This window comes from Salinibacter sp. 10B (assembly GCF_002954405.1).
In the GTDB taxonomy this organism is placed as follows: Bacteria; Bacteroidota; Rhodothermia; order Rhodothermales; family Salinibacteraceae; genus Salinibacter.
The window spans coordinates 1679576-1704459 of record NZ_MQWC01000004.1 but is presented as its reverse complement, the minus strand read 5'-3'; the positions used below and the strand labels follow the sequence as shown (position 1 = coordinate 1704459).

The window sequence follows — 24884 nt, the reverse complement described above, 5'->3', positions numbered from 1 at the left end:
TCTTGGGGTTCCTCCTCCGACCCAACCGAGAACCGCGCGGCAAGGTTCAGGGCACGGGCCGTTAGGGGTTGGGCAAGGCAGAAGAGCGCTACACCGTAATTTCGACCCGATTGTTATCCGGGTCGCGAATGACGCTTTCGTAGTATCCGTCCCCCGTCCAGCGCGGTTCGCCGCAGACGGGGTACCCGTCGTCCCGAAGACGTTCGGTCAGGGTGTCTACCGCATGCTCTGAGCCAACCGAGATGGCGATGTGGGCGTAGCCGGCAGCGGGCTCTTCTTCCAGTGCCGAGGCCATGTGGGGAGTGTGCATCAGCTCCAGTCGGGCGCCCGACTCAAACTCCAGGAAGTACGACGAAAAGTCTTTCTCGGGGTTGACGTATTTTTCCCCGGCCGATGCGTCGAAGTAGCGTTCGTAAAACGTGCGGGCCCGTTCGAGGTCGGGCGTCCAGAGGGCAGTGTGCTCGATGTGCGGCATGAGGATGTGTAGCGGCGCGAATAGTCGTGAGACTGGACGTTGAGATACATGAGGCACATGTCGTTGCTACAATAACGCCGGCGGCCGCCGAGGTTCGGGGCTTCAACGATCCTTCCATTTCCGCGGGGCACGTGAGAGCAGAGGCCGCGTTCGTATAGTGGACAGAGCGAACGGTCCTTATGAAAACGATCCTGCTCCGCTTCCCGCCACAACGTCACGCTGTCGTGTCTGCGCCCGAGCCTTCTGTGCTCAAATATTTTTACGAGGAGCCCGCGCTTTTAGAGCCGGTGACGCCAGACGCAGACCCGGATGCGCGCCGCCGGGAGGATCGGTCGGATCTGCCAGAAGGGACCTCGGTTCCCTTGGACGATCTGCTCGATACACGCGATGCCTACCGGGGATACCTCGCCGGAACGAACCGAGCGGACGACGCGGTGGGACTGACGACACTTCCGGCAGAAGCCTACGTCCCCCCGCTGCTTGCGGCCGTTGGCCAGGCCTGGTGGGGAGAGTGCACGACGAACGGGCAGGTGGAGGAACTGGACGACGAGGCGGTTCGAGGACGGCTTCGGGGGCCGACGGACACGGCGGTTCTCGTAACGGCCGAGGCCCCGGTGCCCGCGGAACGGATCGCCGCGGTTGCAGGTAGGGCACGCCGTCGGGCCCTTTCGTCCCTCCGGTCTCTTCTCGACACTGCCGGGGTCGTCTTTTTTCCCGAACCGGCTCACGACGGCTTCGACTGGAGCTTCTTTTCTGCGTCGCCGATGCGCGACCGCCTCGTGGATGCGTTGCAGCGTCGCCCCACGGAGAATGTTCGCCGGTTTGCTCTTCCGTACCAACGTGCCCGTTCCGAATCCAAATTCTATTTCGAGACATGGCAGCTGACGGAGTCGCCGCTCCCGGACTACATCGAGGAAGTGTAAGCCCGGCTACGGATGTGGGGCACACGCCCTGGATGAAGCGGTGCCTAGAGATTGCAGAAGCGGGCGCTGGAGCCGTAAGTCCGAATCCCATGGTGGGGGCGATCCTCGTCGGGACGGACGGCACGGTGCTGGGCGAGGGAGCACACGAGGTGTACGGAGGGCCACACGCCGAGGTGCAGGCGCTCCGGGCGGCAGAGAATCGGCATGGGGCCGAGGCCCTTCGGGAGGCCACGCTCTACGTGAATCTAGAGCCTTGTAGCCATCACGGCAAGACGCCCCCCTGTACGACCCTCATCCTTGAGAAAGAGGTGCCGCGCGTGGTTGTCGGCACGATCGATCCCTTTCCGCAGGCCCAGGGCCGAGGCATCCGGCAGCTCCGAAAACAGGGAGTAGAGGTGGAGGTGGGGGTGGCCGAGCAGGCCTGTCGCCGCTTCAATGAGGCCTTCTTTCACCACGTCGACACCGGCCGTCCGCTCGTGACCCTCAAGGTGGCCCAGACGCTCGACGGGCGTGTTGCGACCCGTACGGGCGATAGCCAGTGGATCTCCGGCGAGGAGTCTCGCGCGCTCGTGCACGAGTGGCGCGCAGCGCTCGACGGGGTCCTCGTGGGGCGCGGCACGGCCGCAAGCGACGATCCGCGCCTAACGGTGCGGCACGTCGACGGTCGTCAGCCGGTGCGCCTCGTGCTCGATCGAAAGGGGGAGCTGGCCGCCGACCGTACCCTTTTTACCGATGCCCACGCCGATCAGACGGTGGCTATCCTTGGGGAAGAGCGGGGCCGCCCTGCCTACGCCGATGTACTTGAAGAGGCGGGCGGACAGTTGCTTCGTATTCCGGAGACCCCCGACAGCCATCTTGATCTTGTCGCCCTCCTTCGCCGCCTTGGGACGGATGGGGGACGGGAGGCCAAACCGATGCAGTCGCTCCTGGTGGAGGCTGGCCCGGGGCTCGCGACGGCTCTTTTCCGGCAGAATCTTGTTGATCGTTTCTTCTGCTTTGTGGCCCCGAAGATCGTGGGAGATGGGGTTTCGGTGCTGGGCGATCTCGGCATCACCGAGATGGAGAACGCGCTCACGTTCGCGGAGCAGAGGTGGCAGTCCGTTGGCGACGATCTGTTGCTTCGAGGCTACTGCCGCCCCGCATAGGTGTAGAGGCTTCGAGGCAGGCCGTTCACGTCCGCCACACGTCCATACGTCTATCCACATCCCGTGGTCAATAATTATTACACCCTCCGGGCCCTCGTTCGAGAGTGGCAGTCCGATTTGGCGGGCGCGACCGTGTTGGACGTCTTTTCCCAAAACAAGAATGAGCTGAGCGTGGCCCTTGCGGGCGAGGAGCAGGACTGGATGGTGCGCGGCTCGGTGCAGCGCCCTGATCTTCACCTCTTCCGCGTCGAGGGATACCACAAGGCCCGTCGCAACGTGGCGACCCTGTTCGACGACGCGATTGATCAGACAGTGGCGGAGGTACGCATTGCCGATCGCGATCGGCTCGTGTATCTCGACTTGGCGGACGGGACCACGATTCTGTGGCAGCTATTCGGCGCGCGGGCCAACGCCTTCCACGTTGATTCCGGGGGCACCATCCGGGAGGCCTTTCAGAGCAATGCGGAGCATGCTGGCACGGAGGCGCCTACGCCGTACCCGGCCCCGATGCCGGAGCGGTTTGCGGACTTTGAGGAGCGCTGGAAAGAGAATCGAAACAAGACACGTCAGGCTGTGCAGTCCGCCGTGCCCCTTTTCGGGCGCACCCTGGCGCGGGAGACGCTGTGGCGAGCAGGGGTTGAGACCGAGTCGCCGGAGGCGTGTACGGAGGCGGAGCGCCGCGCCTTGTTCGAGGCCGCGATGGAGCTGTGTGAAGTCCTCGACGCGCCGGCGCCCGTCATCTACGGCGAGGGACAGTTTCCGGATGCGTTTTCCCTCGTTCCGCTCCGCCACCGCGCCTCCGATCCGAGCGAGGAGTTCACCACCGTTGATGCAGCGGTGCGCAGCTTTGTGCGACGGACCCTGGCGAAGCGCCACTTTCACCGCCTCTACGATCCGCTGGTGGAGGCGCTTGAATCGGCGGTGGAGCACTACCGTCAGAGTGCCGAGCGGATGCGAGAGGAGCTCGATAGCGAAAGTCGGGCGGGCCGCTACGAGCGGTGGGGGCACCTTCTCATGGCGCAACAGGACCGGGTGCCGGAAGGGGCGGAGGAGGTGGAGCTCCCGGATTTGTTCGAGGACGGAGCGCCGATGACCATACCGCTTGATCCTGCCAAGTCGCCCGTTGAGAATGCCCAGCACTACTACCGACGGGCGCGTCGCACGCGTCGGTCGCGGGAGGAGGCCGAGCGTCGGCTCGACGAGACGACAGAGCGAGCCGAGGAGGCGCAGCGACTTCTCGATGCGCTTCGAGACATCGACACGCTGGATGGCATCAAGCAGTTTCGGAAAGAACAGGAGGATGCCCTCGTCCCGTTCGTCGAGCGCGAGGATGCGGATGTGGATCGGTTTCCGTATCGCCGGTTTGATCTCGGCGACGGATTCGAGGTGTGGGTCGGCCGCAATGCGCGCCAGAACCATGAACTCACCTTCCACGCCGCACAGAAGTACGATCTCTGGCTGCACGCACGGGAGGTTCCGGGGGCCCATACGGTGCTCCATCTTCCCAATCGGGACGCAGAGCCAGGCGCGCATCGCATTCACACCGCCGCGGCCATCGCAGCCCACTTTAGCAAGGCGAAGGGCAGTGCCCTGGTACCCGTGATGGTGACGGAGCGCAAGTATGTGACGAGCCCAAAAGGAGCTGATCCAGGCGTGGTGCGGGTGGATCGGGAGGAGGTTGTACTGGTAGAGCCGGGACTGCCGGGGTAGGGCTCAGATTCCGGTCTCTTCTGCCGTTTCATCGAGTGGGAAAATCTGGTGTGCCTCCTCGTCGATGAAGGGCGGAGGAATGGGTTCGGTCGAGTCGTGGTCGCCCGAGGAGGGCGCATGAGAAGACGCCTCGGAGGTATCGTAGACTTCTCCCTTGAAGTCGGCCCCGGACTCGATATTGAGGGAATCGGCTTGGAGCCGGGCTCGCACGTTGGAGGAAGCCGACAGCACGAGCGTGTCGTCGGCAAGGAGTTCGCCCCGTGCCGTGCCTGCGACGAGGATCGATTGGGCCTGTACAGTCCCGTACACCGCCCCATCTTTTGCCACGACCACGCGGCCGTCCCGCTCCACGTCTGCCCGAATCGTGCCCTCAATGCGAAGATCGCCCGAGCCGGTGATGGTATCCCCATGAATGGTGGTGTCGTCTCCGATGATCGAAAGGGTCGGGAGCGGAGAGGGCTCGTTGGAGCGAAAGAATTGAATCAGACCAAACATGACCGAAAGGGAGATCGTCCGAGGAGGGGAAAGTAGTCGCCTGCGGAACCAGCACAAAAAGAGACAGCAGAAGAGGGACTTCCCCATGCTCGAATCGATGAGGGCGGCCTGCACTTTCGGCGCAATTCACTGTGGATGAGCGGCGTTAGTGATGTCCATTTTGCCGGCGGCCGGTGGAGGAAGCGCGTTCTCGCAGCGACGGAGTGATAAGTTTGGAAACGACCTCCGACGGGCCCGCCCCATGCAGGCGGCGGAGCAGCAGATCGGTTGCCTGCTCGCCGATGTCGTGCATGTTCTGGGCCACGCTGCTGAGCCCGATAAACTGGCTGATCTTGATGTCGTCGTATCCCACGAGTGCTACGTCCTCGGGCACGCTCAGGCCCCGTTCGCGGAGGGCCTGCCAGGCGCCGATGGCCTGCACGTCACTGCTCGCAAAGACGGCCCGAATGTCGGGGCTCTGATCGAGAAGTGCCTCCATGGCTTCAAAGCCGGACTCCTCGCTGAAGCCTGCGTGCTTATCGGTGTTGCCCACCGCAATCCAGTCCTCGTCGGGCTGAATGCCGGCAGCCGTGAGCGCGTTTCGGTAGCCTTGAACGCGGGCGTCGCGGATTGCGGTTTCGTGGTGAGTGGTGATCATGCCGATCTGCGTATGTCCCCGGTCAACCAGGTGCTCCGTGGCCATGCAGGCGCCCTTCGTGTCGTCCCAGTGAAACGAGTCGATGTCGTCCCAATGGGAGCCAATCAGGATGGCAGGGCCTCCCAGCTTCTTGACCTCGCGCGCCACGGCCTCCGTCATCGGCAGGCCCGCGGCCAGCAGGCCATCCATGGCACCGCGCTCCAGAAACTTCGTCAATGAGGCCTCCGGGGCTGCCCACTCCAGATCGCAGAGCAGCAGGTCCGTATCCACCGTTTTGAGGCGGCTTCGCACGCCCTTGAGAAGCTCGTTGTGGAACGGAGTGGTGAAGGTGGGGACCGCCACCGCAATCGTTTGTGTCGCTCCTTGCGAAAGCGATTTTGCGGTACGGTTTGGACGATAGTGCAGCTCCTCAACGGCTTCGATCACCCGCTCGCGGGTTGTGTCTGCCGTTTGGCCGGTTTCGTTGACGACACGAGAAACGGTGGCGGGCGAGACACCGGCCCGATCGGCAACGTCGTGGATCGTGGAGGCGCTTTGGGAAGAAGGCATACCGGACGGATCGGCAATAGTGAAGGAGGAATGTACAGTGGCCTCTGTGTGTAGCCCATTTCTTCTCGAAAGCGGCAGGGCGTCGTGAGGACCCGAGTAGACCCCATCTCCGCCTCTGCAGAAAGGACTCTTTTTGCAACTTCCGAGGGAGGGGAGAGAACCGACAACGTTAGCCGCGAATCGAGGCCGGACGCGTCGGTCTTTCGAATTCCGGTCGTCCCCCCAGGTTCGCCCCGGCCCCCTCCGAAAGGGCTTTTTGCGGACATGCTTCACGTGCCGTCCACGAACCCTTCATCGAATAGGGGGCAAAGCCGGAAAGGAGAGCAAGATTTGTAGGGTTTAGCTCTTCATGGGAAAATTTGTTTTCCTTATTCATGTAACGAGACGATTAATTGTGGGGACAAGTGTTGAGGGACAACAGGTAAAACGAGGGGATGTAGCGGCGAGAGACTGCTCGGCGTTCAGCCGGTGGCGCCCTGAGCAGGACGACGTTCGATTCGGGGCCTCGGGGAGGTGACCTCGACGAGAGAAATGTTGGGGACGGATGCAACCGATCCGCTGATACCCCTGTCTCCTTCAGACAGGGGATCGACACCCTTGCACTTTTTCTCCAGCGACGACTCCTGCTATGAACAATTCCAGACGTACGGTTCTGCTTCACACACGCTCACTGATTGCTGCAGATGCTCTTCGTCCGTCTCTGCTCATGCTCGTGGGGCAGACGCTCGTCGCGTTTCTTGGCGCGGTGCTCATCACGAATGGTCTTCTGATATAGAAGCTGGAAATTGTATTTGGGGGTGGGTGTGCCGAGACACAGTGGTCGACGTGAGAGGCCACAGAACGTCCGCCACCCCGCGTCTGAATCCGTTTCTCGGTGAGAGCGACCGGGGCACGAGCACGTTTGCTGCGTTCTTCCCAATGTTTGTCACTCCGCTATGTCTACGATGTCCATTCGCACGGTACTCTTTTCACTGACTGCCTGTCTTCTGCTCTTCACGCCGTCCCGAGCGCAACCTCGAATCACGAGCGGAACGGTGGCACTCGACGCCGACGGAACGGTCCGCGTCGGCAACCACGAAGGGAGCATCACTATTGAGGCGTGGGATCGGGACGAGGTGAAATACAAGGCTGTCGTCCGACCCGAAAGCGACGCCGACCACCCAGAGGCGACGGTGGTACGGGTGGACGAGACCCCCGGTCGGTTCGCGATGCGCACTGAATACGACGACTCAATGACCGACGGCGGGTCGGGATGGTTCGGGAGCAGCAGTCAGAACATTATGCCCGTGGAGTACACGCTTACCGTGCCTCGGGGCGCCCACGTCGAGATTGAGGATCACGAATCTGACATTCAGGTTGCGGGGCTCGACGGACCTGTGCGCATCGATACGCACGATGGATCGGTGATGCTGCGAGCACAGGCCGGCGATGCTGAGGTGAACTCCCATGATGGCCCTATCACGGTGGAGGAGCAGTCCGGATCCTTAGCCATCGACACCCACGACAGCCGTATCCGCCTCCGTTCGATACGAGGGCGGACGGAGATCGACGCACACGACAGCCGAATCGAGGGAGAGGGGGTACGGGGCGGCCTTCGGATTGATACGCACGAAGGAGAGGCGCGGCTTTCGTTCGTGGAGGTCACCGACGACGTCGAGATCAATACTCACGACGGAGATTTTGTACTCATGGTGTCCGGCGACACTGGGTTCGACCTCCATACGGACTTTGACGATGATGCCGCCCTCACGGCCGACTTCGACTTGTCGCCGTACCGAATTACAACGGAGGATGAGGACAAGGTGAACTACAGTGGGCAGGTCAATGGGGGCGGGAAACGTCTCGACCTGCGGGCGCACGACGGCTCGTTTGAGATTCGAATGCGATAGGAGGCTGCGACCGGAAGAGGGGCCGTAGTAGGTGAGGGGCAGACCGCAGAGGCCCCCCTCTGCGGCCCTTCCCCATCACGTGTTTTCCGGATTGTATATGGGGAGGTCTCCAATGGTTATCGGCGCGAGGGGGCCGGCCTGGAGGCACGGAGGGCGTCGGCCAGCTCCGAGTCGGCTGTCGTCCAGCCGCCGTCTTCGTAATGGGCAATGAGCTCCTCGATGGCGTTCATCTTGTCGTCGTACTCCTCCTGTAGTGAGGCAAAGAGGGTCCGGGCATCGTTCGGTCGTGGGCCCCAGGTGAAGCGCTCGTCGCCTGCCTCCGAAAAGGCCACGAGCTTCGGTATGCTCCGACTTCCGTCCGTGAGGTACTGATCCATCACGTCCAGATTGTCGTCCCGCAGCAGAATGCGGAGGGTAATGTTCTCGCGTAGGGCTGCTGCTTCGGCGATGACGGGGAGAAGGAAGGCAGAGTCGCCGCACCAGGGTTCCGTGAGCACCATCCAGAGTTGCGGCTCGTCAATGCCCGTGAGGGCGTCTTTCAGATCGTCGGAGGGGGTGTACTGTTCGTGGACGTGCGTTTGGCGCTCCCAATTGTAGTTGAGGTAGTGGAGCGTTTTTCGTTCCTCTGGATCCAGGTCTGCTTTGGACCGGTCTTTCTGGGCGCGCCATTTCTCACGGTATTCCTCATAGGTGAGACCATTGTGGGGGCGGCCAGCATCGAAGAAGTCAGGCATAGGGGGGAGGGAAAGCTCAAAAAATACGCGCCACGGATGCTCTATTCATCATAGTGGATGTGGTTCGCAGGGCGAGTGCGTGTTGCCCCGGTGAGATCAGGAGCGCCAGCTCGCCTGCGGTGGGGCTCCGCTCGTGGAGGGACGTGTGAGAAGCCGGAATTCCTCGGACAGTCCAGGAGGACGAACGAGAGTGGGATTGTCCCTCCATGACCGTTGTTGATGGAGAGCAATTTGGGCAGGTGTCAGTGCTGTACAGAAACCGGCTCAATGGGTGGAAATGAGTGATCTGCCAGGCAGCTTTTGAAATCAAAACAGTCTCAAGGATTCCAATCGAGGAGACGAGTGGCCCACTCCCTGGTTAGGACTCTGTTTCGGGAGTCGGAAGGGTGACGCTTTGGGGCTGAGTTTGGGCAGGCTCGCCGTCCCGATGCGTGGTGAGGTCGATCCGCTCGCCGTCGAGGTGGTGGGCGACCTCCTTCGCGAAGTAGGGATGACAGGTAAACACGAAGAGTTGTCGTTCCTCTGCCATCTCATTCAGGATGTTAAAAGCAGCGTGACGGCGGGACTGGTCCCAGTTCACGAACACCTCGTCCAAGAAAACCGGGAGGCGCTCGCGGTCGGCATCGAGGTGATCGATGATAGCGAGGCGGAGGGCAAGGTAGATCTGATCGAGAGTGCCACGGCTTAGGGGCGGACCGACAGATTGGGAAAAGGCCTCGTTGGCTTCGAAGACGACGAGACGATCGTCTTGCTCGTCGAGGGCGAGGCGTTCGTACCGGCCGTGCGTGATGGTGTGAAGGTAGCTGGAGGCACGACGAATGACGTCGGGCTGGTGCTTGCGGCGAAATTCCGCGTCGGCCGTGCGGAGAAGTCCGGCGAGAAGCATTCGGCGATCGCGTTCCTCCCGGACCTCTTCGAGCCGGCGCTCCACATGGGCGAGTTCACTGTCAATGTCCCCTACTGTGCGCTGGTCGAGCAAGTGCTCCACCTCTTTTTCTTTTGCGGTTCGGGCCTTTTCTTCTTCGCGCCGCTCCTCCGCGATCTCGTCTAAGCGCTGCTCCATTCGGGCCCGCTCCTCATCGGTAAACGTCCATCCGTCGTTGTTGGCTTCGATGTCATCGATCTCCGCTTTGCGCTCCTTCCAGTCCGGATACTCGCTGTGGAGGCGGTCGCGGCTTGCCTCGGCTCGCCGTGCAGCGTGCCGCCGTGCCTTCAGGGCGTCGATTCCTGCTTCGAGGTCCCCGTCGCCCAGTGATTGAAGGCGAGAGGAGACGGATTCGCGGCGTTCTCGGACTTGAGACAGCTGGTCGGCCAGCGTTTCCACCTCAGTTCGGAGCTCGGGGACGTCCTCCTTTGCATTTTGAGCGGCGACGTGCCGCTCCTCGGCCTCGTCGAGCCGTCGTTCGAGTGTGGCGACAACTTCGTTCACCGGCTGCTGGGCTTCGTCGTCGGACAAGCCGCAGTCGAGCGCGAGGCTTCGGAGGGCGGTTTCTTCTTCCTCAATGTCTGCCGCTTTTTGGTCGGCTGCCCGGGCCTTTTCGTCTCGTTCGCGGAGTGCCTCTTTCAAGGCCTGAAGATCAGCCACGAGGTCGGCACTCGGGTGCTCTAGGCGTTCGGGAGGAAGCGGCAGGGCTTCGACAAGTAGTTCAACCTGGGCGGCGCGCTCCTCGGCTTCTTGCTCTTTGCGATCGAGGTCGAGAGTGTCCTCCTGCACGTCGATCTGTTGGTTGTGGCGCCAGGCGGCCGCAGCCTGGAGGAGCCCAACGAGGACCAGTGCCCCCCCGATCACGGGTACGGCATACGAGTCGGCCACGGGGCCGGGAAGCGATACGAGCAGGCCAATGCTCGTCGTGGCAAGGCCGAGCAGGAGAAGGACGATCCATGGCACGAGCGACTTGCGGGCCTGAGCGTGCAGCCCGACAGTCTCGGCTCGGGCACGAGTTTCCCGCAGGCGTCGCTCAGCACGCTCGTACATCTTGATCCGCTCGCGCAGATCGGCCATCGAGAGGGACCGAAGCGGCTCGGCGTAGGTGTCCTTCCACGGCTCGGAGAGAAAGGAGGCGACGTCATCGAGCCGGCGCTGGGCATCGGACTCGGCACGGCGGGCTTCTTCCAAATCCACTCGCTGCTTCTGGTGGCGCTCCACGCGTCGTGTCCATCCTCGAATCGCGTCGGCGTGCTCCAGTAGTTGCTCGTCGTCCTCGGTCCGAGCGTCGAGGGCGCGTTGGAGGCGGCGGAGGGTGCCACGCTTATCCTCGACCCGGGCTTCCAGGTCCGCAATTTTGTCGTCGAGGTCGCCGAGCAGCGCCTTGGGTTCATCCGGCACATCCTCGTACGCCGATAGGTCGCCGGCCTCGGCGTCCAGCTCCTCGATTTGGTGAAGGAGGGAGCGGACGGGGGCGAGGCGCTCAGCCCGTCGTTGTTTCCCTTTCAATTCTACCTCTTCCGCCTTCAGCGCGTCGATTTGTTCGGTGTGCTCAGCAATCTCGTCCTTGAGGCGACGAATCTCGGCGTCGCGCTCACGAGCCTCGGTGGCGGCTTCGCGCAATGAGCGCCGGCGCTGCTCCAGCTGTTTGGCGTCCGGTTTGCCGCGATTGTCGGTGCGCCAACGATCGGTGGCTTCGTCCTCCAGCTCCTCAATGACGACGCGAGCGGGACGGATGTGGTCGACGCTGAGGGTGCCCAGCAGGCGGTCCTGCACCTCGTCCCAGGCGTCCCCGTCCAGCCGCACAAGGTCGTCGAGCTGGAGGGCATAGACGGATCCGTAGACCGACCGCGGCACGTGCTGGACGGCGGGAACGGTGCGGTTGCGGAGACGGGTTGAGTCTGCGTCGGACTCGTGGAGACGGCCCTGTGGCGTGCTACGCAGGCGGCGATGAACGGAATAGGTGGTGCCGTTGCGGAGCCGAAAGTCGAGACTGCCCGCCAGCGGCTGTCCGGTGCGAGGAGCGTAGGGGTGGTTGCCGGCATCCGTGGGATAGATGCCGTAGAACATGGTTTGGAGAAAGTGGAAGAAGGCCGACTTGCCGGCCTCGTTCCGACCCTGCAGGACGACGACGGAATGGTCGAGGGCATCAAGCTCCAGATCCAGAAGGGGGCCGAAGGCGTCGATCGTACAAGACTCAATTCGAAGAGACACAGGGCGCGTGTGTGGATGTGGAAATTCGTGAGTGTGGGGAAGAAGGAAGGCATTGGCGGAGGGAGACGGAGGAGGCGGAACGGCCCAGATGTTTGTACTACCAGGACCATTTGGCGCAGTAGAGGGGCCGTCCACCTCGCGTTACCCCCCCGTGTTTTTCTCCTCCAGCAGCCGAGCCACGGCTTCCCGGTTTAGGCCGTCGAGTAGAGAGCGGAGATAGGCACGGCGGGCCTCGGGATCGTCGTTTGGGCCGCCTGCCACCACGTCCGGGGCCGCAGCATCGAGGATCTCATCGTCGGTGCGAGCCCGGTCGAGGAGGTCGAGGACCTCGCCAATGAGGTGGGTTTCGCCCCGGTGCTCATCCGGATTCACGGGGGGCACGAGAGCACGGGTGCGCACCTCTACGTCCCGGACCGACAATCGCTCTGCGAGAACCTGCTCGAGTTCGTCCTGCTGGTCAGGAGACGACAGATCCGATGCCATCGGGCAGGCGCCGCGAAGCGTAAGGCGCAAGAGCCAGTGGGTGGCCCGAGCGTCGCTTGCTTTTTCCGCAAAAGCCGTCGTGGCCTGTTGGACGAGGGCCTGCACCGTATCGACGTCCTCAAGCGTGTCGAGGATCAGGTGCTCCCAGCGCGTCGGCGCAAAGGGGCGAAAGTCGACGTTCGGGGATCCGTCCTCAAGAGTGACGAGTAGCCCCCCTCGGGCGCCGGTTTCGCGAGGAGATCGGCCTTGCAGGTTGCCGGGGTACCAGGCGTGGGCGTCGCCGTCCACCTGCTGGCGTGTGTGTATGTGGCCGAGTGCCCAGTAGTCGTACCCGGGCGCGCGCAAATCCTCGACCGAACAGGGTGCGTACCGGTCGTGTGCCTCCACCTGGTGGGCCGAAGTGACGTGGGTGTGGAGGAGTCCGATCGTGGGGGTATGAGGATCGGCCTCCGGAAAGCGGGCGGCAAGGTTGGCTTCCTCGTGGGCGTCCACGTGGCCAGCGGCGACGACGGTTGCACGGGGCGTGCCGTCCGGACCGGTCAACTCAACGGTCGTGGGCGATCGGCTATCGACGTAATGAAAGTGGGAGGGCCAGTCGATCTTGGCGGCTCGGAAGCCGCTGCCCCCGGGGTCGTGGTTGCCCGTCACGTAAACGGTGTCGATTTCCGCATCGTCGAGCCGCTCGATCTGGTTTACGAGGAAAGCCTCCGTGGCCACGCTGAGGCGGTCGTCGTCGAATAGGTCTCCAGCCAGGAGAACGGCGTGCACGGACTCGTCGATGGCACAGTCCACCGCTCGCTCGAATGCCGTACGGAGCGCCCCCCGCAAATGACTACGAAGAGCAGCCGATCGGCCCTCGAAGGCGGTATCGAGGTGAACGTCGGCAAGGTGGAGAAAGCGGACCATGAAGGAGAAGGATTGCGCGGGGAAGTGTCAAACGGGGGCAAAAGAATTCTACGCAACGGCCTTTGCACATGGGATTCGTGTCAACGGTCGCACAGGCCTTGAGGCTCGGGGGGCGGGGACGTTCAAGGACGGGGAACCGGATGGACAGTATCAGTCGTGGCCGATGGGAGATAACGAGGACGGAGACGCTCGCTTGTGCTGGGGGATAGCTTCTGCCAATCGATTGCGTTCGGCGTGCTTGCGGCAGATCCAACACCGGATGGGACCGTCTTGCCTGAGCCCTGACCGTGAGCGAGTTTTCCTACTCAACGATAATGCAAAGATCACACCTCAAGACGAGTTCAACGGTAGACCGATGCTCTTCCGCTTTGCTCATATTTTCAGCATCCGATTGCCCTGACGCCTCTGCGTTTCCCTCTTCATTTTGTCCACGCACTCTTCACGGAGGATACGAAAGTAAACGTAGAGACGCTTTGGTCTGAAATCAGTATTCTAACGAGTGCACTAAGATGGACGGGTAACGGTTGCGTCCTGATCTCACAATTGGCTTCACCTCTTTTATGCTTCGCTCTTTGCTTTTCTCGTTTCTCTCGGAGGAGTGTGCCGACATGAATCTGCTTTCGGTCGCAGGGTGGGCATACCTTGTTCTCGGTATTTCCAGCGGCGTTGGACTGCTCATTGGGGCCGGCCTGTCGCTGCTTGCTGGTAATGGAATGCTCCATGGATGGAGCACCGTACTGTGGGCCGTTGCCATTTTTGCGTTGAGTGTGACCGGATGGATGGTACTGCGGCACCTTCGCACGATTGAGAGTTGGGTCGGTGCTTTGCTACAGAAACGACAGCACTCATAAACAACCCTCGCATTCGCATGAACATTATCGCTGTTGTTTTGAAACAGGGACTTTTCGGACTCACCGGCCTCCTTCTGATTGGAGGACTCGCGTACACGGAATCGAAGCTCAGCCCCTCACAGTCCTCGACGCCCCGTGTCGACGCGGAATCCCCGCAGTCTCTCTCTCCGGAGCAGCTTCGGGTGCTCGCGTCTGGGGTGCGGTCCGGCGTTCGCATTGGATCCTCCTACGCAGTCGAATCAGACCAGCAGGACGGCGTCTGGTACGTTGGTGTTAAGATGTATCACGTGCCCCAGGGAGAGATCCAGACGGCGACCTGGCTCATGACGGGATCAAAGTCGGCTCCCGGCCTCGTGTTCTCGATCGACTCGACGGCTCAGGCTCTCAGTATCTGGCCGATGGGGCAGGACCGGGTGCCGGCTTCAGAAGTGGATTCCGAGGTATGGGCCCTGATGACTGCGCTCCACGAGCGGTGATGCCATCTCGGCAAGCGTCATTGGGGGGCATGTAGGAGGGGGAGGCGATTTTGGTTCTTTTGGGCACCCCGCACAACGCCCGACCGAGGCAGTCGGCAGTCGTCACGAGACCTGTTGCCGCCGTGACGTGGGGAAGGGGCAAGTCGGGACGGTTGGGTCAGGCGAGGGGAAGCAGAAGAGAGGGAATGTTCCTATCAACACGAAAACCGCCCGTCCCCGCGATTGGCGGGAACGGGCGGTAGAAGGCCGAGAGCCGACCTCAAGTTGTATGTGACGTTAGAGGCTGTTTGGGTACCAAAACAGCCTCTTCGTTACTCCTCGTCCGACGGGGCCTCATCGGCGCTCGGGTCGAGAATCTGATCGATGCGCGCGAGCACATCTTCCAGGTGAATGCCCGTCTGATAGTCATCCACGCGCCGGAGAGACTGCTCAACTTGTCCCCGAAGCGTCGTCAGTTCGCTTCGAACGTAGGCCCGGATGTCGGACTGACGCACGTTCACTGGCGTCTGGATCATGTAGTCCTCAGCCCAGTCCGGCATCTCACCCGACTCGATCTCGGCGTTCATCAAGTGGTCCATCCGCGCCAGGTAGCCGCGCTGCAGGTTGCGGCGGTAGGGGCCGATGGGCGTGCCGTCCTCCAGTTCGCTCCAGAGGCCGTTACGCAGATTTTCGAGCATCGCGCCGAGCGGATAGGCGTCCTCAGACACCGCCTCTGCTTCGAGCAAGCGGGCCATTCGCTGCGGTTCCAGCAGGAGATTGAGGGTGCCCACCTGTGCCTCACGGATGCGGTTCAATGCACCCGAGGCTTCGAACCGGCGCAGCACGTCTGCCTCCACGAGCCATTCAGGGGTGCTGAAGGCCTGCTCGTTTAGGAAGCGCATCGCCTCACGCTGCTGAGCAGCAGGGACCGGGTCGTACACCGGGCCGTCCTGTTCGTAGGTCTTAAACGTCTCGTAGACGCCGCCGACATGGCGCGTGGTGTGGTTCAGGTACCGCTGCCACTGGCTGACGACGGAACCGTAGATTTCCTCCAGCTCCGTGTAGTCCGCGCCGTCTTTACGCGTCCACTGCACGAGGTTCGGCACGATGCGCTTGAGGTTTGCGACGCCGAGGCTACCGGCGGCGACAGCATTCCGGCCGAGGTCTTCGCTCTGCGAGCGCGGATCGACTGGGTTCAGCGTCTGCCGACCGTAGAAGTAGCGCGGGTCGCCAGCGTGCTCCAGAATCATCTCGTCCAGGGCCTGGGCCTGTGCCTCCGGTCCCTCCTCGTCGGGCATCGACTGGTAGCCCCACTGGATGGACCAGCGGTCGTACACCCCGATGTCCGGCGTAAAGCGCTCCACCCCGTCGCCCGGCTGGGCGATGTAATTGAAGCGGGCATAGTCCATGATGGACGGGGCCGTGCCGTGGTCGGACGTGTAGGAGGGAGACCGCAGAGAGTCGACCGGTACGGCATGGCTGGAGCCCCAGTTGTGCGGCAGGCCGAGCGTGTGCCCCACCTCGTGCGCGACAACGAACTGCAGCAGCTTGCCCATCACGTCGGTGTCGAAGTTGCGCCCGCGCGCCTCCGGATTGACGGCAGCCGTTTGCACAAAGTACCAGTTGCGGAGCAGGCTCAGGACATTGTGGTACATGCCGATGTCGCTCTCCAGAATTTCTCCAGAGCGTGGGTCGTGCACGTGCGGTCCGTAGGCGTTCGGCACCTCGGACGCAAACCATCGGACGGTCGAGTACCGGATGTCGTCCGGGTCGAACGTAGAGTCGACCTCAGCGGGGGTTCTCGCCACGATTGCGTTCTTAAAGCCAGCGGCGCGGAAGGCTTCCTGCCAGTCCTCGATGCCCTGGGCCACGTAGGAGCGCCATTTTTCGGGCGTCGCCGGATCGACGTAGTATACGATCGGCTCCTTCGGCTCTACGAGTTCGCCGTTTTGGTAGGCCTCCATGTCCTTTGGTTCCAGCCGCCAGCGGGTAATGAAGCACTCCTCGGCGGCCTGCTGCTCCTCGGAACTGTAGTTGATGTGCTCAATGTTGAAGTAGCCGACGCGCTGATCGCACAGCCGGGGCGTCATCGGCTCTGAGGGCAGCAGCACCATCGAGTGATTCATCTCCACGCTGATGGTGCCCGTCTGCTCGCTGGATGGCGGATTTTGGGCGCTGTACGTGAGAATGGCCTCCACGTCCGTGTTCTTGGGAAAGCTCTCCACACCGGACAGGTACGTACGGTCTTCGTCGAGCCGGCCCACGCCGTATTCCTCACGGGCCGATTGGGGCAGGCCGAGCGACGAGACATCGGTTGTGTACAGGTCCGTTGCGTCAATGACGACGCCGGTCGAGTCTTCATTGAGGGCCTCGATCGAGAACGACTTCAGGATCGGTTCGAAGCTGGAATTTTGTACGGCTTCGAACACCGGATCCTGTGGATTGGCCGTTTTCTCGTAGCTGGCCACGCGGAGGAGGAGGTCGTCGTCTCGCCGTTCCCACCGGAGAACCTGTGAGTTGGCCTTCTGGCCGCCATAGGCGAGGTTCGACTGGGCCTGTGCCAGCCGCGACACCATGAGAATTTCCCGGCCCATCAGGGAGTCCGGAATTTCGAAGTACAGCTTGTCTTCTGTGCGGTGCGTGGTGATGAGGCCGTTGTCCGTCTCGGCCGTATCGGGAATCACCTTGCTAAAGGGCTTGATTCCGTTTTTTGACGTCTGCTCACTTTTCTGAGATGACGCCTTTCCGCCGTTGGAGGCAGACTGCATGCTTGCGCATCCTGTGGCAACGGTGACGACGAGACTGAGGGCAACGAGGAGCGACCACCGCATCCGCGGCAGTGGTGAAACGTGCATTAGGAGGGAGCAAAAGATGAGACGAGGATGAGAAAGCGCTTCCGGTCTAACGCCGCTGATATTCCGCAGACCCAATGGCTATAGGAAGTCAAACAGAGGGAGAATGGCAACCGGGGGCCTCGCCGAAACGCACAGGTTGCATAGAAATGTTGCAAATCTCACGTCAGACCCGCTCAGTTTGCCGACAGGGAGCCCGATAACCAGGATCGGTGCGGAAGACGAGAGCGCTCGCCTTTGATCTCAGACCCATCAGGTTGAAGTCCAGCGGGCGCCCACGTCCCGGATCCGTAAGGATTTTGTTTTCCCTGGACGGCCCGTTAGGCCACCTGGGCAATGAGGGCGAACGCAAGGACGATGCCTGCAAAAATGCCGAGGGCAATGAGAATTTGACGCTTGACGCGGCGGTTCATGGGAGACGTGTGGATTGTGAGTGGAGTGTGGCGTAGGACATGCCGTCTCCTCCGAAACCCGGAGGGATCCGGTGAATGTTAAGATCGTAGCAACCCGACGAAGTTTCCACTGTGTAACCACCACAGACCGTTTGTATTTTGGATTGCTGGATTTGTGGTCTATATTAGCCCCCGATCCCCACGTAAGCCTTCGGTTCGATTTGATGACCGAAGGTACACAATTTCATTCTCTTGTTCATTCAGCCCGTAGGTTCAATGTCGATAGTGTCGAAGTCCTTTTCCATTCTCGTTCTTCCGTTCATCGCCTTCAGTTTGGTTCTCACATCCCCCGCTGCCGCCCAGGAGCGTGGCAGTGAAGAGGTGCGCGCAAGTCCCAACGCGGCCGTGTCGCAGACCATTGGCACCACCGAGGTGCGCATTACCTACGGTCGTCCCTCAGTGAACGATCGCACCATCTTTGCCTCCGATGGACTGGTGCCGTACGGCGACGTGTGGCGCACGGGAGCGAATGAGGCCACCACGATTTCCTTTTCGTCGGACGTGACCGTGCAGGGCGAATCCCTTTCGGCGGGGACGTATTCGGTCTACACAATTCCGGGAGAGGAGTCTTGGACGATCATCTTCAACGACGCGGCGAATCAGTGGGGCACGGAGTACGACGAGAGTGAAGACGTTCTCCGAGTAGAGGCCACGCCGGAGTCCGCTCCACAGCGGGAGATGATGATGTTCTACTTCCGAGAGGTGTCCGATTCTTCCGGAACCTGCGTTCTCCACTGGGCTGACGTGCAGGTGCCCTTCACAATTTCGGTGGCGAATTAAGTAGCGCCCAGTCTCGTCGGTCTGACGGACACTGCAGATCGAGTCTTTGCTCGGGGCGTCGAATGGAATGGAGATCCGTAGGGGCCGAAGGGGACGCTCGGCCCCGTTTCGGATACGGGCGCCCGCTGGTGCTGCTTTCGCTCGACATCGTAGTCCCTCCACCGCCTCGTTTCCAGGTTGTTTATTCCTCCGTTACGATATGCGATCCTTCTCCGTCCTACTCGCCCTTCTTCTCATTGGGGGGATGCCGCTTCCCGGACTTGCCCAAGAGGCGGACACTACGGGAGGGATCCCGTCTGGGACCGCGACGCAGCCCGATACGCCAATCGAGCAATGGAGCGGGAAGACCATCTTGGTGACCGGGGCTCATCCGGATGACGACGGGTACGCATACGGTACTCTCTCTCGCCTTCAGCAGAACGGCAATGAGATCCACGTCCTCATCATGACGACGGGGAATGTGGGCACGAAGGATCCGGACATGACCCGCACCCGGCTCTCACAGATTCGCCGGGAGGAGGAACTGGAGGCGCTCTCTGCACTGGGCATCCCCAAGGATCACTACATCAATCTCGGCTACACCGACGGCATGCTCGAATTTGCGGATGAGGAGGAGGTTGTCAAGCGCCTCGTCCGTCATATTCGCACGATTCAGCCCGACGTCCTCGTCTCGTTCGATCCGGGCTGGGGGTATCAGGTGTGGCACAAGACCGATCACCGCGCGGCGGCGTATCTTTCAGTCGATGCGGCACGGGCCGCGGAGTGGCGGCTCCTTTTTCCCGGGCAGATTAATCATCAGGGGCTCGGCGCCCATCGCATTGAGGAGTACCTGTTTTACGACAGCCCCACGGAGGCGCAAAATGTGACGGTCGATATCAGCGGCGAGCACGCTGAGAAGAAGGTGCAGGCCGTCGCGGCACACAAGAGTCAGTTTAGCTCTGCGTGGAGGGATTACCGTCCCGAGTTGCCGCCCGAGGAGCGGAGCGAGTATCTACAACGCATCCGGGAGCGAGTGTACGCGGACAGCGTTAATGGGAAGCCCGTCGAGCGCTTCCGCTACTATGAGGGGCTTCCCGATGGGGCGGGCAAGCGTCACGGGGGATACTGATGCGTTCGGGAATTCGAATGTCGGGGGGAGTTGGGCGTAATGGGTCTGGGGCATTCCCTCAGCCCGCTGCCCAGCCGGGGATTGTGCCCAGTTCCACACCGAAGGCCACGCCCAACAGTGTGTAGCCGAGGAGGCTGACGACCACGATGAATACCAGGTTCAGCCATAGGCCCACGGTGCTCATCTGGGGAATGGTGAGCAGATCGCTGCCGTAGACGATGGCGTTGGGCGGGGTGGCCACCGGCAACATGAAGGCACAACTTGCGCTGAGGGCGGCGGGCACGGTAAGGAGGAAGGGGTTCTCGCCAAGCCCCACGGCCACTGCGCCCAGAATGGGGAGAAAAGCGGCAGTCGTGGCGGTGTTGCTTGTGATTTCGGTAAGCATGACGATGAGGGCGACGGTGCTCACCAGCACGAGCAGAATGGGCCACCCACTCAGCGCTTCTACGCCCTGTCCAATCCACTCGGCCAGTCCCGTGTCGCTAATGGCGGAGGCGAGGCTAAGCCCGCCGCCGAACAGGATGAGCACGCCCCAGGGCAATTCTTCGGCGTCTTGCCACGTGAGAAGCGCGTGATCGTCCGTTCCGGAGGGGAGCAGAAAGAGGACGAGCCCGGCGGCCATTGCGATGCCCGCGTCGGATAGTCCCGGAATGACGTCGCTCAACAGAGGCCGCGTCATCCAGAGCAGAGCCGTCCCCCCGAAGACGAGGGCCACGCGCTGCTCTGCCGTACTGATGGGCCCCAGCTTCGCCTGCTCGTCGTCGATGATCTGTGCACCGCCCGGAAGCTGCTCCAGCTCGATGGGGTAGACGGTTGTGAGCACGACATAGACCAGCGGTAGGGCCACGATTACGAGCGGCAGTCCTACGATCATCCATTGCGCAAAGCCCACCTCCACGCCGTACGTTTCGGAGGCAAATCCGGCAAGAATCGCGTTCGGCGGCGTGCCAATGATTGTGCCCATGCCGCCCACGTTACAGGCATAGGCGATGCTCAGCACCAGCACGATGCCGAAGTGCGGCGGCAGGTTGGTGCCTTGCTTTTCCAGCCGGTCGCGCGTGAGGTCGATGATGGAGAGGCCAATCGGCAGCATCATGAGGGCCGTGGCGGTATTGCTCACCCACATGCTGAGGAAGGCCGACGCCAGGATAAAGCCGATGATGATCGAAGAGGGATTCACGCCCACCCACTGCACAATGCCGAGCGCAATGCGCCGATGTAGACGCCACGTTTGCATGGCCTGTGCGATCAGAAAGCCCCCCATGAAGAGGAAGATGAGGGGATTGGCGTAGGGGCGTGCCGCGCCGTCGATGTCTGTGATTCCCAGGAGCGGGAAGAGGGCGAGCGGCACGAGCGCGGTGGCGGCGATGGGCAGGGCCTCCGTGATCCACCAGGCGGCCATTAAGAGTCCGATTGCGGCGGTGCGCCAGGCGGCGGGATCGAGGCCAGCTGGCGTCGGCACCAGCAAAAGACCGACGCAGAGGGCCACGCCAACGGTGAGGCCGATGCGTTTGCGGAGCGTTGTGGCGGCGATGGTCATGGGCACGATGCGAATGCGAAATGCCGTGACGTGATGTCGTGGACGATAACGTTCTGTTCGAAGGGGGGATTTCGTAGGATCGACCGGACCAGCCAATCCTACTTCGGAGGGGCTTTTCGTTCAAGCCAGTACATCAGGGAGGGCACGTTGTAGGCGTGCGTCCAGCCAAAAATGCGGAGGCCGTTGGTGAGGCTCCAGATGGGACGGCGATCGGGGTGTTCACGGGAGCGGGGAAGACGATCGACGGCGTTGAGGGCTTCGAAGAAGGTTTGTTGCGACGTCGTGTCGGTCATCGAGAGTGTGAGCGAATCCGTGCGGAGGGCCTGCGCGCGGTCATACGCGGTGCGGTAGAGGGAATCGTCGCCGGAGAGCTGGTAGCCCTTCAGCAGCGTCGAGATACTGGAGAGGTACGACTCCATCTCGTGATTCAGCGGCGGATTGTCGCGCACCCATCGCGCATGGCGGATGAGCGCATCGCGCACGGCAGAATCGCCCGTCAGCTGATAGTATTTGCCGAGGCCCTGTGCGACGTAGACCTGCGCGTAGCCGTAGCGATCGATGATGAGGCTTCCCCCTTGCTCTCGCTGCAGTTGAAGCATCCGATTCACCCGCGCATCCAACTCCTCCCGAATCTGCGGGTCTTTTGTGGCATCATAGAGCTCGACGAGATTCCACACTGAGAGGTACAGGCGGCGGCCCGTGAGGCCGTGTTTCCCAAAAATGCGCCGACGGTAGTAGTCGCCGGTCTTTTCAGCGACTTCCAACCCGCGGTGATACCCGTCCAGGTAGTAGGAGGCGAGCCATCCAGCCACCCACACGTGTGCGCTCAGCATGGCCGTCCAATGCTGGTTCCCGTGACGGCGCCCCATGCCCACGTAGGGCGATCCAGTAGTGTCCGCCTTCGCGTGCCACCAGTCGAGGGCCGAATTGGTGTCCCCCCGGTAGTCCGTCCCCGCGGGCCAGTGTGTATTGTCCACGTCCATTGTGTGGCGACTCATAGCCTGACCGGTCAGTGCGTACTTCCGCTCGCCGGTGCGCATGAACTGCTGCCACCACATGAAGTCCTCAGCGGGCTCGTTATTGGAATACTCGTACCAGGTGCCGCCAAAATAATAATTTTTGCCGTCGCCGTAGGTGAAGGCCCCGTACCAGGGCTCCCACTGCTGATTGAAGCGCCACCACCGGAATTTGTAGTCCATCCCGCGCTCGAAGGTCGCATACTCGTCGGAGTGCGGGGCCATGCGGCCGTAGACGCGGCTCTTGGTGTACCAGGAGGGCGGGGCATGGGCCACGGCGGGGTCCAGCACGTAGTTGAGCGAGCGCCGCACGTCGGCGAGGTCGGTCTCTGCCTCGTGAAAGCGGTAGACATACTCTGTCGTTTTGGTGAGGCCCTGTGCGAAGTTGCCGACCATGCCCCCGTCTTCCTCGCTCGACCACCGGGCAAAGCTCATCGGGCGGGCCGATCCGCTCCACAACTCCGCGTCCACCCGCTGGCTATCGATGGACAGCGTGATCTCCTTCGGATAGGCCTCCGTGAAGTGCCGAATGCCGACGCCCACGCCCCGCTCGTCGCCCACGACGTCGATCCATCCGGCCGCTCGTGTGGCATCGACCTGCTCGGTATCGTCCGAGAGGATTCGTGCAGAGAAGTCGTCGATGCGCTCCGTGGGCGAGGAGTTCGGACCGGTGGGCACGGAGGCGGAGTCCGGTCCCGTTTGGATGAGCGAGAATTCGTTTTCAGCGGAAATGGGACGCTCGTAGATCTGCGGCTCGTCGGGCGCCCACCAGGTTCCCTGTTGGTACGAGGTGCGAACGGTAAGCGGCCCGGAGAGGTCGTAGTCGAGGCTGAGGCCTGCCGCCGCGATTCGATCGTTCGGAATTGTCCATCGCGGGTCGCCCGCCAGGCTGTCCTCGTTCACGACGTTTTCGGCACTGGTGGCGATCTGGGCGTGCTGGCCATCGAGCGGCGGGTGCTGATCGGGGTCGCCAGTATAGGTGAGGGTGTGGAGGACGCGGAGGTAAGGCTTTCCGGCGTAGGCATGGATCCGGGTGACGAACGGAGCCGAATTGTTGTCGTCCCGGGAATAGTGGTAGGTCCCTTCGATTCGCAGGATGGCGTGGAGGGGACCGGAGCCTTTTTCCTTGTAGGTCTGCGTGACGGTAGCGCGGGAGGAGTCGAGGCCCGCCGCGTCGAGAAGGTCCAGATACGAGCCACGCCCGTCCGGCTCCGTTGCCATCCGGTCGTCTGCTTCAAAGCCGTCGCCTTCTGCGTCGAAAAACACCTCTTCGAGGAAGCTGCCGCCCGAGCCCTTTTCAATTCGAAGGCGGAGTGGGCCGGTCGTGATTTCCGTATGGCCGTAGGGGCGCTGGTTGTTCTTGACCCGCAGTCGATCGCCCATAATTGGGGCGCGCTGAACGTTAGGGCCGTATTCGAGCTGGTATGAGTCCCCGTCGGTTGCAAAGAAGAAGACCCAGACCCACTTGAGGCTGGAGTCGGCGGGGGCCCAGCTCGTGACGGGCGTAATCTGTGACGGGATGGGTGTGCCGTCCGAGGTGAGGACGCGCATGTGCTCCGGCGATTGGAGCTCGCCCTTTGGAAAGGGGAGGCCCACGGTGATCGGGGCGCCGGGCTGTACATGGTCGACCGTGATTCGGATTTGGTCCGACGCGGTCGCCGTTGGGCCGTTAACAGGGAGGAGAAGAGTCAAGACGCCGACGAGGAGGATCGTACGGACCAGCGTGCTCATGTTGAGCGAGAGGGGCCGGGAAGCTTAAGGATGTGACATTGAGGATAGGGGATGATGGGGAGAGAGTCGAGGAAGGGACGAGGATAGAGAAATGAGAGTCGAACGGGGAGGGGCAAGGGGAGGGCGAGAGAGGAAGGACGCTAGGGAGGCTCTATCCTCGATCCTCAACCTGAAGGCCCAGGGCAGCAGCGCCCAGGACCCCGGCGTGCTTCAGAGACGAGATCTCGATCGTCAGATTGTCGAGGGCTCGGGGGTAGGCAAACGACTCCAATTCTTCCCACATCGTCTCCTCGAAGAAGGAGTACGCATGTCGCACGGAGCCGCCCAGCACGATGTGGGCCGGGTCGATGGCGTAGAGCACCGACTTCAGGGCTCGTCCCAGGTGGGTGCCCATTTCTGCAAACAGGGACTGTGCGGAGGCGTCGCCGTTCTGTGCACGCTCAAAGGCCGCTTTGCCTGTGGTGTTGTGCTGCCGTTCAAAGAACTGTCCGGCGCAGTAGTGTTCGTAGATGCTGTCCTTGTACGGTGCGGTGCCGAACTCGCCTGCCCCGCAGTTGTGTCCTGAGAGCAGGGTGCCGTCCACCACAATGCCTCCGGCAAAGCCCGTCCCGAGGATGAGTCCCACCATCGGCGACTGCCCCTGTCCCGATCCGTAGTGGTATTCAGCAAGTGCAAAGCAGTTGGCATCATTCTGGATGACGGTCGGTACTCCGTACCGCTCTTCCAGCCGTGCCTTCAGGGGCACTTCTGTCCACGACGGAACGTTTTGCACGTCGTATACGATGCCGTTGTCAACGTCAACCACGCTGGGGACACCTGCTCCGATGGTTGCGGCCTGGCCGGTCGGCATCCGATCGAGGAGGGCAAAGATCTGAGCCATCACCTCCTCCTCCGTTCCCTCCGCCGGGGTCGGCTCCTGGTGAAGCACCCGCACGGCCCGGTCTTCCACTATTGCCGCGCGGATATTCGTCCCTCCCATATCGATACCAATGCGAAACATGTCGTGCGCTGGAG

General features: G+C 62.0%; 19 protein-coding genes. 9 read left to right on the top strand and 10 right to left on the bottom strand.

Going from position 1 to position 24884, the window contains the following annotated elements:
* Positions 1–88 precede the first annotated feature (88 nt).
* A complete protein-coding gene (locus BSZ35_RS07220) occupies positions 89–475 on the bottom strand; it encodes a VOC family protein (protein ID WP_105011803.1) in 387 nt (128 codons plus the stop codon).
* 179 nt (positions 476–654) lie between these two features.
* Here BSZ35_RS07220 and BSZ35_RS07215 point away from each other — a divergent pair, with 179 nt between their 5' ends.
* The 3 genes from BSZ35_RS07215 (at position 655) to BSZ35_RS07205 (ending at position 4253) form a co-directional block, all read left to right on the top strand.
* Positions 655–1398: a hypothetical protein gene (locus BSZ35_RS07215; protein WP_105011802.1), complete on the top strand. Its 744-nt coding sequence runs from the start codon at positions 655–657 to the stop codon at positions 1396–1398.
* Positions 1350–2543 carry a bifunctional diaminohydroxyphosphoribosylaminopyrimidine deaminase/5-amino-6-(5-phosphoribosylamino)uracil reductase RibD gene (gene ribD / locus BSZ35_RS07210; RefSeq protein ID WP_105011801.1) on the top strand — a complete coding sequence of 398 codons (1194 nt, stop codon included), beginning with the start codon at positions 1350–1352 and terminating at the stop codon, positions 2541–2543. Before BSZ35_RS07215 ends, ribD begins: the two co-directional genes overlap by 49 nt.
* A gap of 63 nt (positions 2544–2606) precedes the next feature.
* Positions 2607–4253 carry an NFACT family protein gene (locus tag BSZ35_RS07205; protein WP_105011800.1) on the top strand — a complete coding sequence of 549 codons (1647 nt, stop codon included), beginning with the start codon at positions 2607–2609 and terminating at the stop codon, positions 4251–4253.
* Between the two features lie 3 nt (positions 4254–4256).
* Here BSZ35_RS07205 and BSZ35_RS07200 read toward each other — a convergent pair whose 3' ends face one another.
* Together BSZ35_RS07200 and BSZ35_RS07195 are read right to left on the bottom strand one after the other, a co-directional pair.
* Positions 4257–4748, bottom strand: a complete 492-nt coding sequence (locus BSZ35_RS07200; RefSeq protein ID WP_181149227.1) for a polymer-forming cytoskeletal protein — start codon at positions 4746–4748, stop codon at positions 4257–4259.
* A gap of 145 nt (positions 4749–4893) precedes the next feature.
* Positions 4894–5934, bottom strand: a complete 1041-nt coding sequence (locus BSZ35_RS07195; protein ID WP_105011798.1) for a LacI family DNA-binding transcriptional regulator — start codon at positions 5932–5934, stop codon at positions 4894–4896.
* A 628-nt stretch (positions 5935–6562) separates the two neighbouring features.
* Between BSZ35_RS07195 and BSZ35_RS19495 the strand changes: the two genes are divergently transcribed.
* Positions 6563–6709, top strand: a complete 147-nt coding sequence (locus BSZ35_RS19495) for a hypothetical protein (protein ID WP_181149226.1) — start codon at positions 6563–6565, stop codon at positions 6707–6709.
* 160 nt (positions 6710–6869) lie between these two features.
* Positions 6870–7823, top strand: coding sequence for a DUF4097 family beta strand repeat-containing protein (locus tag BSZ35_RS07185; protein WP_105011796.1), 954 nt, complete (start codon positions 6870–6872; stop codon positions 7821–7823).
* Positions 7824–7939: 116 nt separating this feature from the next.
* Here BSZ35_RS07185 and BSZ35_RS07180 read toward each other — a convergent pair whose 3' ends face one another.
* From BSZ35_RS07180 to BSZ35_RS07170, 3 genes are all read right to left on the bottom strand, one after another.
* Positions 7940–8557, bottom strand: a complete 618-nt coding sequence (locus tag BSZ35_RS07180) for a thioredoxin family protein (protein WP_105011795.1) — start codon at positions 8555–8557, stop codon at positions 7940–7942.
* Positions 8558–8915: 358 nt separating this feature from the next.
* Positions 8916–11696, bottom strand: a complete 2781-nt coding sequence (locus BSZ35_RS07175; protein ID WP_181149224.1) for an AAA family ATPase — start codon at positions 11694–11696, stop codon at positions 8916–8918.
* A 141-nt stretch (positions 11697–11837) separates the two neighbouring features.
* Complete coding sequence (locus BSZ35_RS07170; protein WP_105011793.1) at positions 11838–13085, bottom strand: DNA repair exonuclease; 1248 nt, start codon at positions 13083–13085, stop codon at positions 11838–11840.
* Between the two features lie 560 nt (positions 13086–13645).
* On the opposite strand from BSZ35_RS07170, the gene BSZ35_RS07160 reads away from it, so the two are divergent.
* Both BSZ35_RS07160 and BSZ35_RS07155 read left to right on the top strand, forming a co-directional pair.
* Complete coding sequence (locus tag BSZ35_RS07160; RefSeq protein ID WP_105011791.1) at positions 13646–13936, top strand: hypothetical protein; 291 nt, start codon at positions 13646–13648, stop codon at positions 13934–13936.
* A 17-nt stretch (positions 13937–13953) separates the two neighbouring features.
* Positions 13954–14412: a hypothetical protein gene (locus BSZ35_RS07155; protein ID WP_105011790.1), complete on the top strand. Its 459-nt coding sequence runs from the start codon at positions 13954–13956 to the stop codon at positions 14410–14412.
* 311 nt (positions 14413–14723) lie between these two features.
* On the opposite strand, the gene BSZ35_RS07150 is transcribed toward BSZ35_RS07155, so the two are convergent.
* Complete coding sequence (locus tag BSZ35_RS07150) at positions 14724–17246, bottom strand: zinc-dependent metalloprotease (RefSeq protein ID WP_219846603.1); 2523 nt, start codon at positions 17244–17246, stop codon at positions 14724–14726.
* Between the two features lie 665 nt (positions 17247–17911).
* On the opposite strand from BSZ35_RS07150, the gene BSZ35_RS07145 reads away from it, so the two are divergent.
* Both BSZ35_RS07145 and BSZ35_RS07140 read left to right on the top strand, forming a co-directional pair.
* On the top strand, positions 17912–18475 hold the full coding sequence (locus BSZ35_RS07145; RefSeq protein WP_105011788.1) for a DUF2911 domain-containing protein: 564 nt from the start codon (positions 17912–17914) through the stop codon (positions 18473–18475).
* A gap of 199 nt (positions 18476–18674) precedes the next feature.
* On the top strand, positions 18675–19583 hold the full coding sequence (locus BSZ35_RS07140; protein WP_258096120.1) for a PIG-L deacetylase family protein: 909 nt from the start codon (positions 18675–18677) through the stop codon (positions 19581–19583).
* Between the two features lie 58 nt (positions 19584–19641).
* Here BSZ35_RS07140 and BSZ35_RS07135 read toward each other — a convergent pair whose 3' ends face one another.
* The 3 genes from BSZ35_RS07135 to BSZ35_RS07125 all read right to left on the bottom strand — a co-directional run bounded on the left by BSZ35_RS07135 (position 19642) and on the right by BSZ35_RS07125 (position 24870).
* Positions 19642–21123, bottom strand: a complete 1482-nt coding sequence (locus BSZ35_RS07135; RefSeq protein ID WP_105011787.1) for a DASS family sodium-coupled anion symporter — start codon at positions 21121–21123, stop codon at positions 19642–19644.
* 98 nt (positions 21124–21221) lie between these two features.
* Positions 21222–23870: a hypothetical protein gene (locus tag BSZ35_RS07130; RefSeq protein ID WP_219846602.1), complete on the bottom strand. Its 2649-nt coding sequence runs from the start codon at positions 23868–23870 to the stop codon at positions 21222–21224.
* 151 nt (positions 23871–24021) lie between these two features.
* Positions 24022–24870, bottom strand: coding sequence for an ROK family protein (locus BSZ35_RS07125; RefSeq protein WP_219846601.1), 849 nt, complete (start codon positions 24868–24870; stop codon positions 24022–24024).
* Positions 24871–24884: the final 14 nt, after the last annotated feature.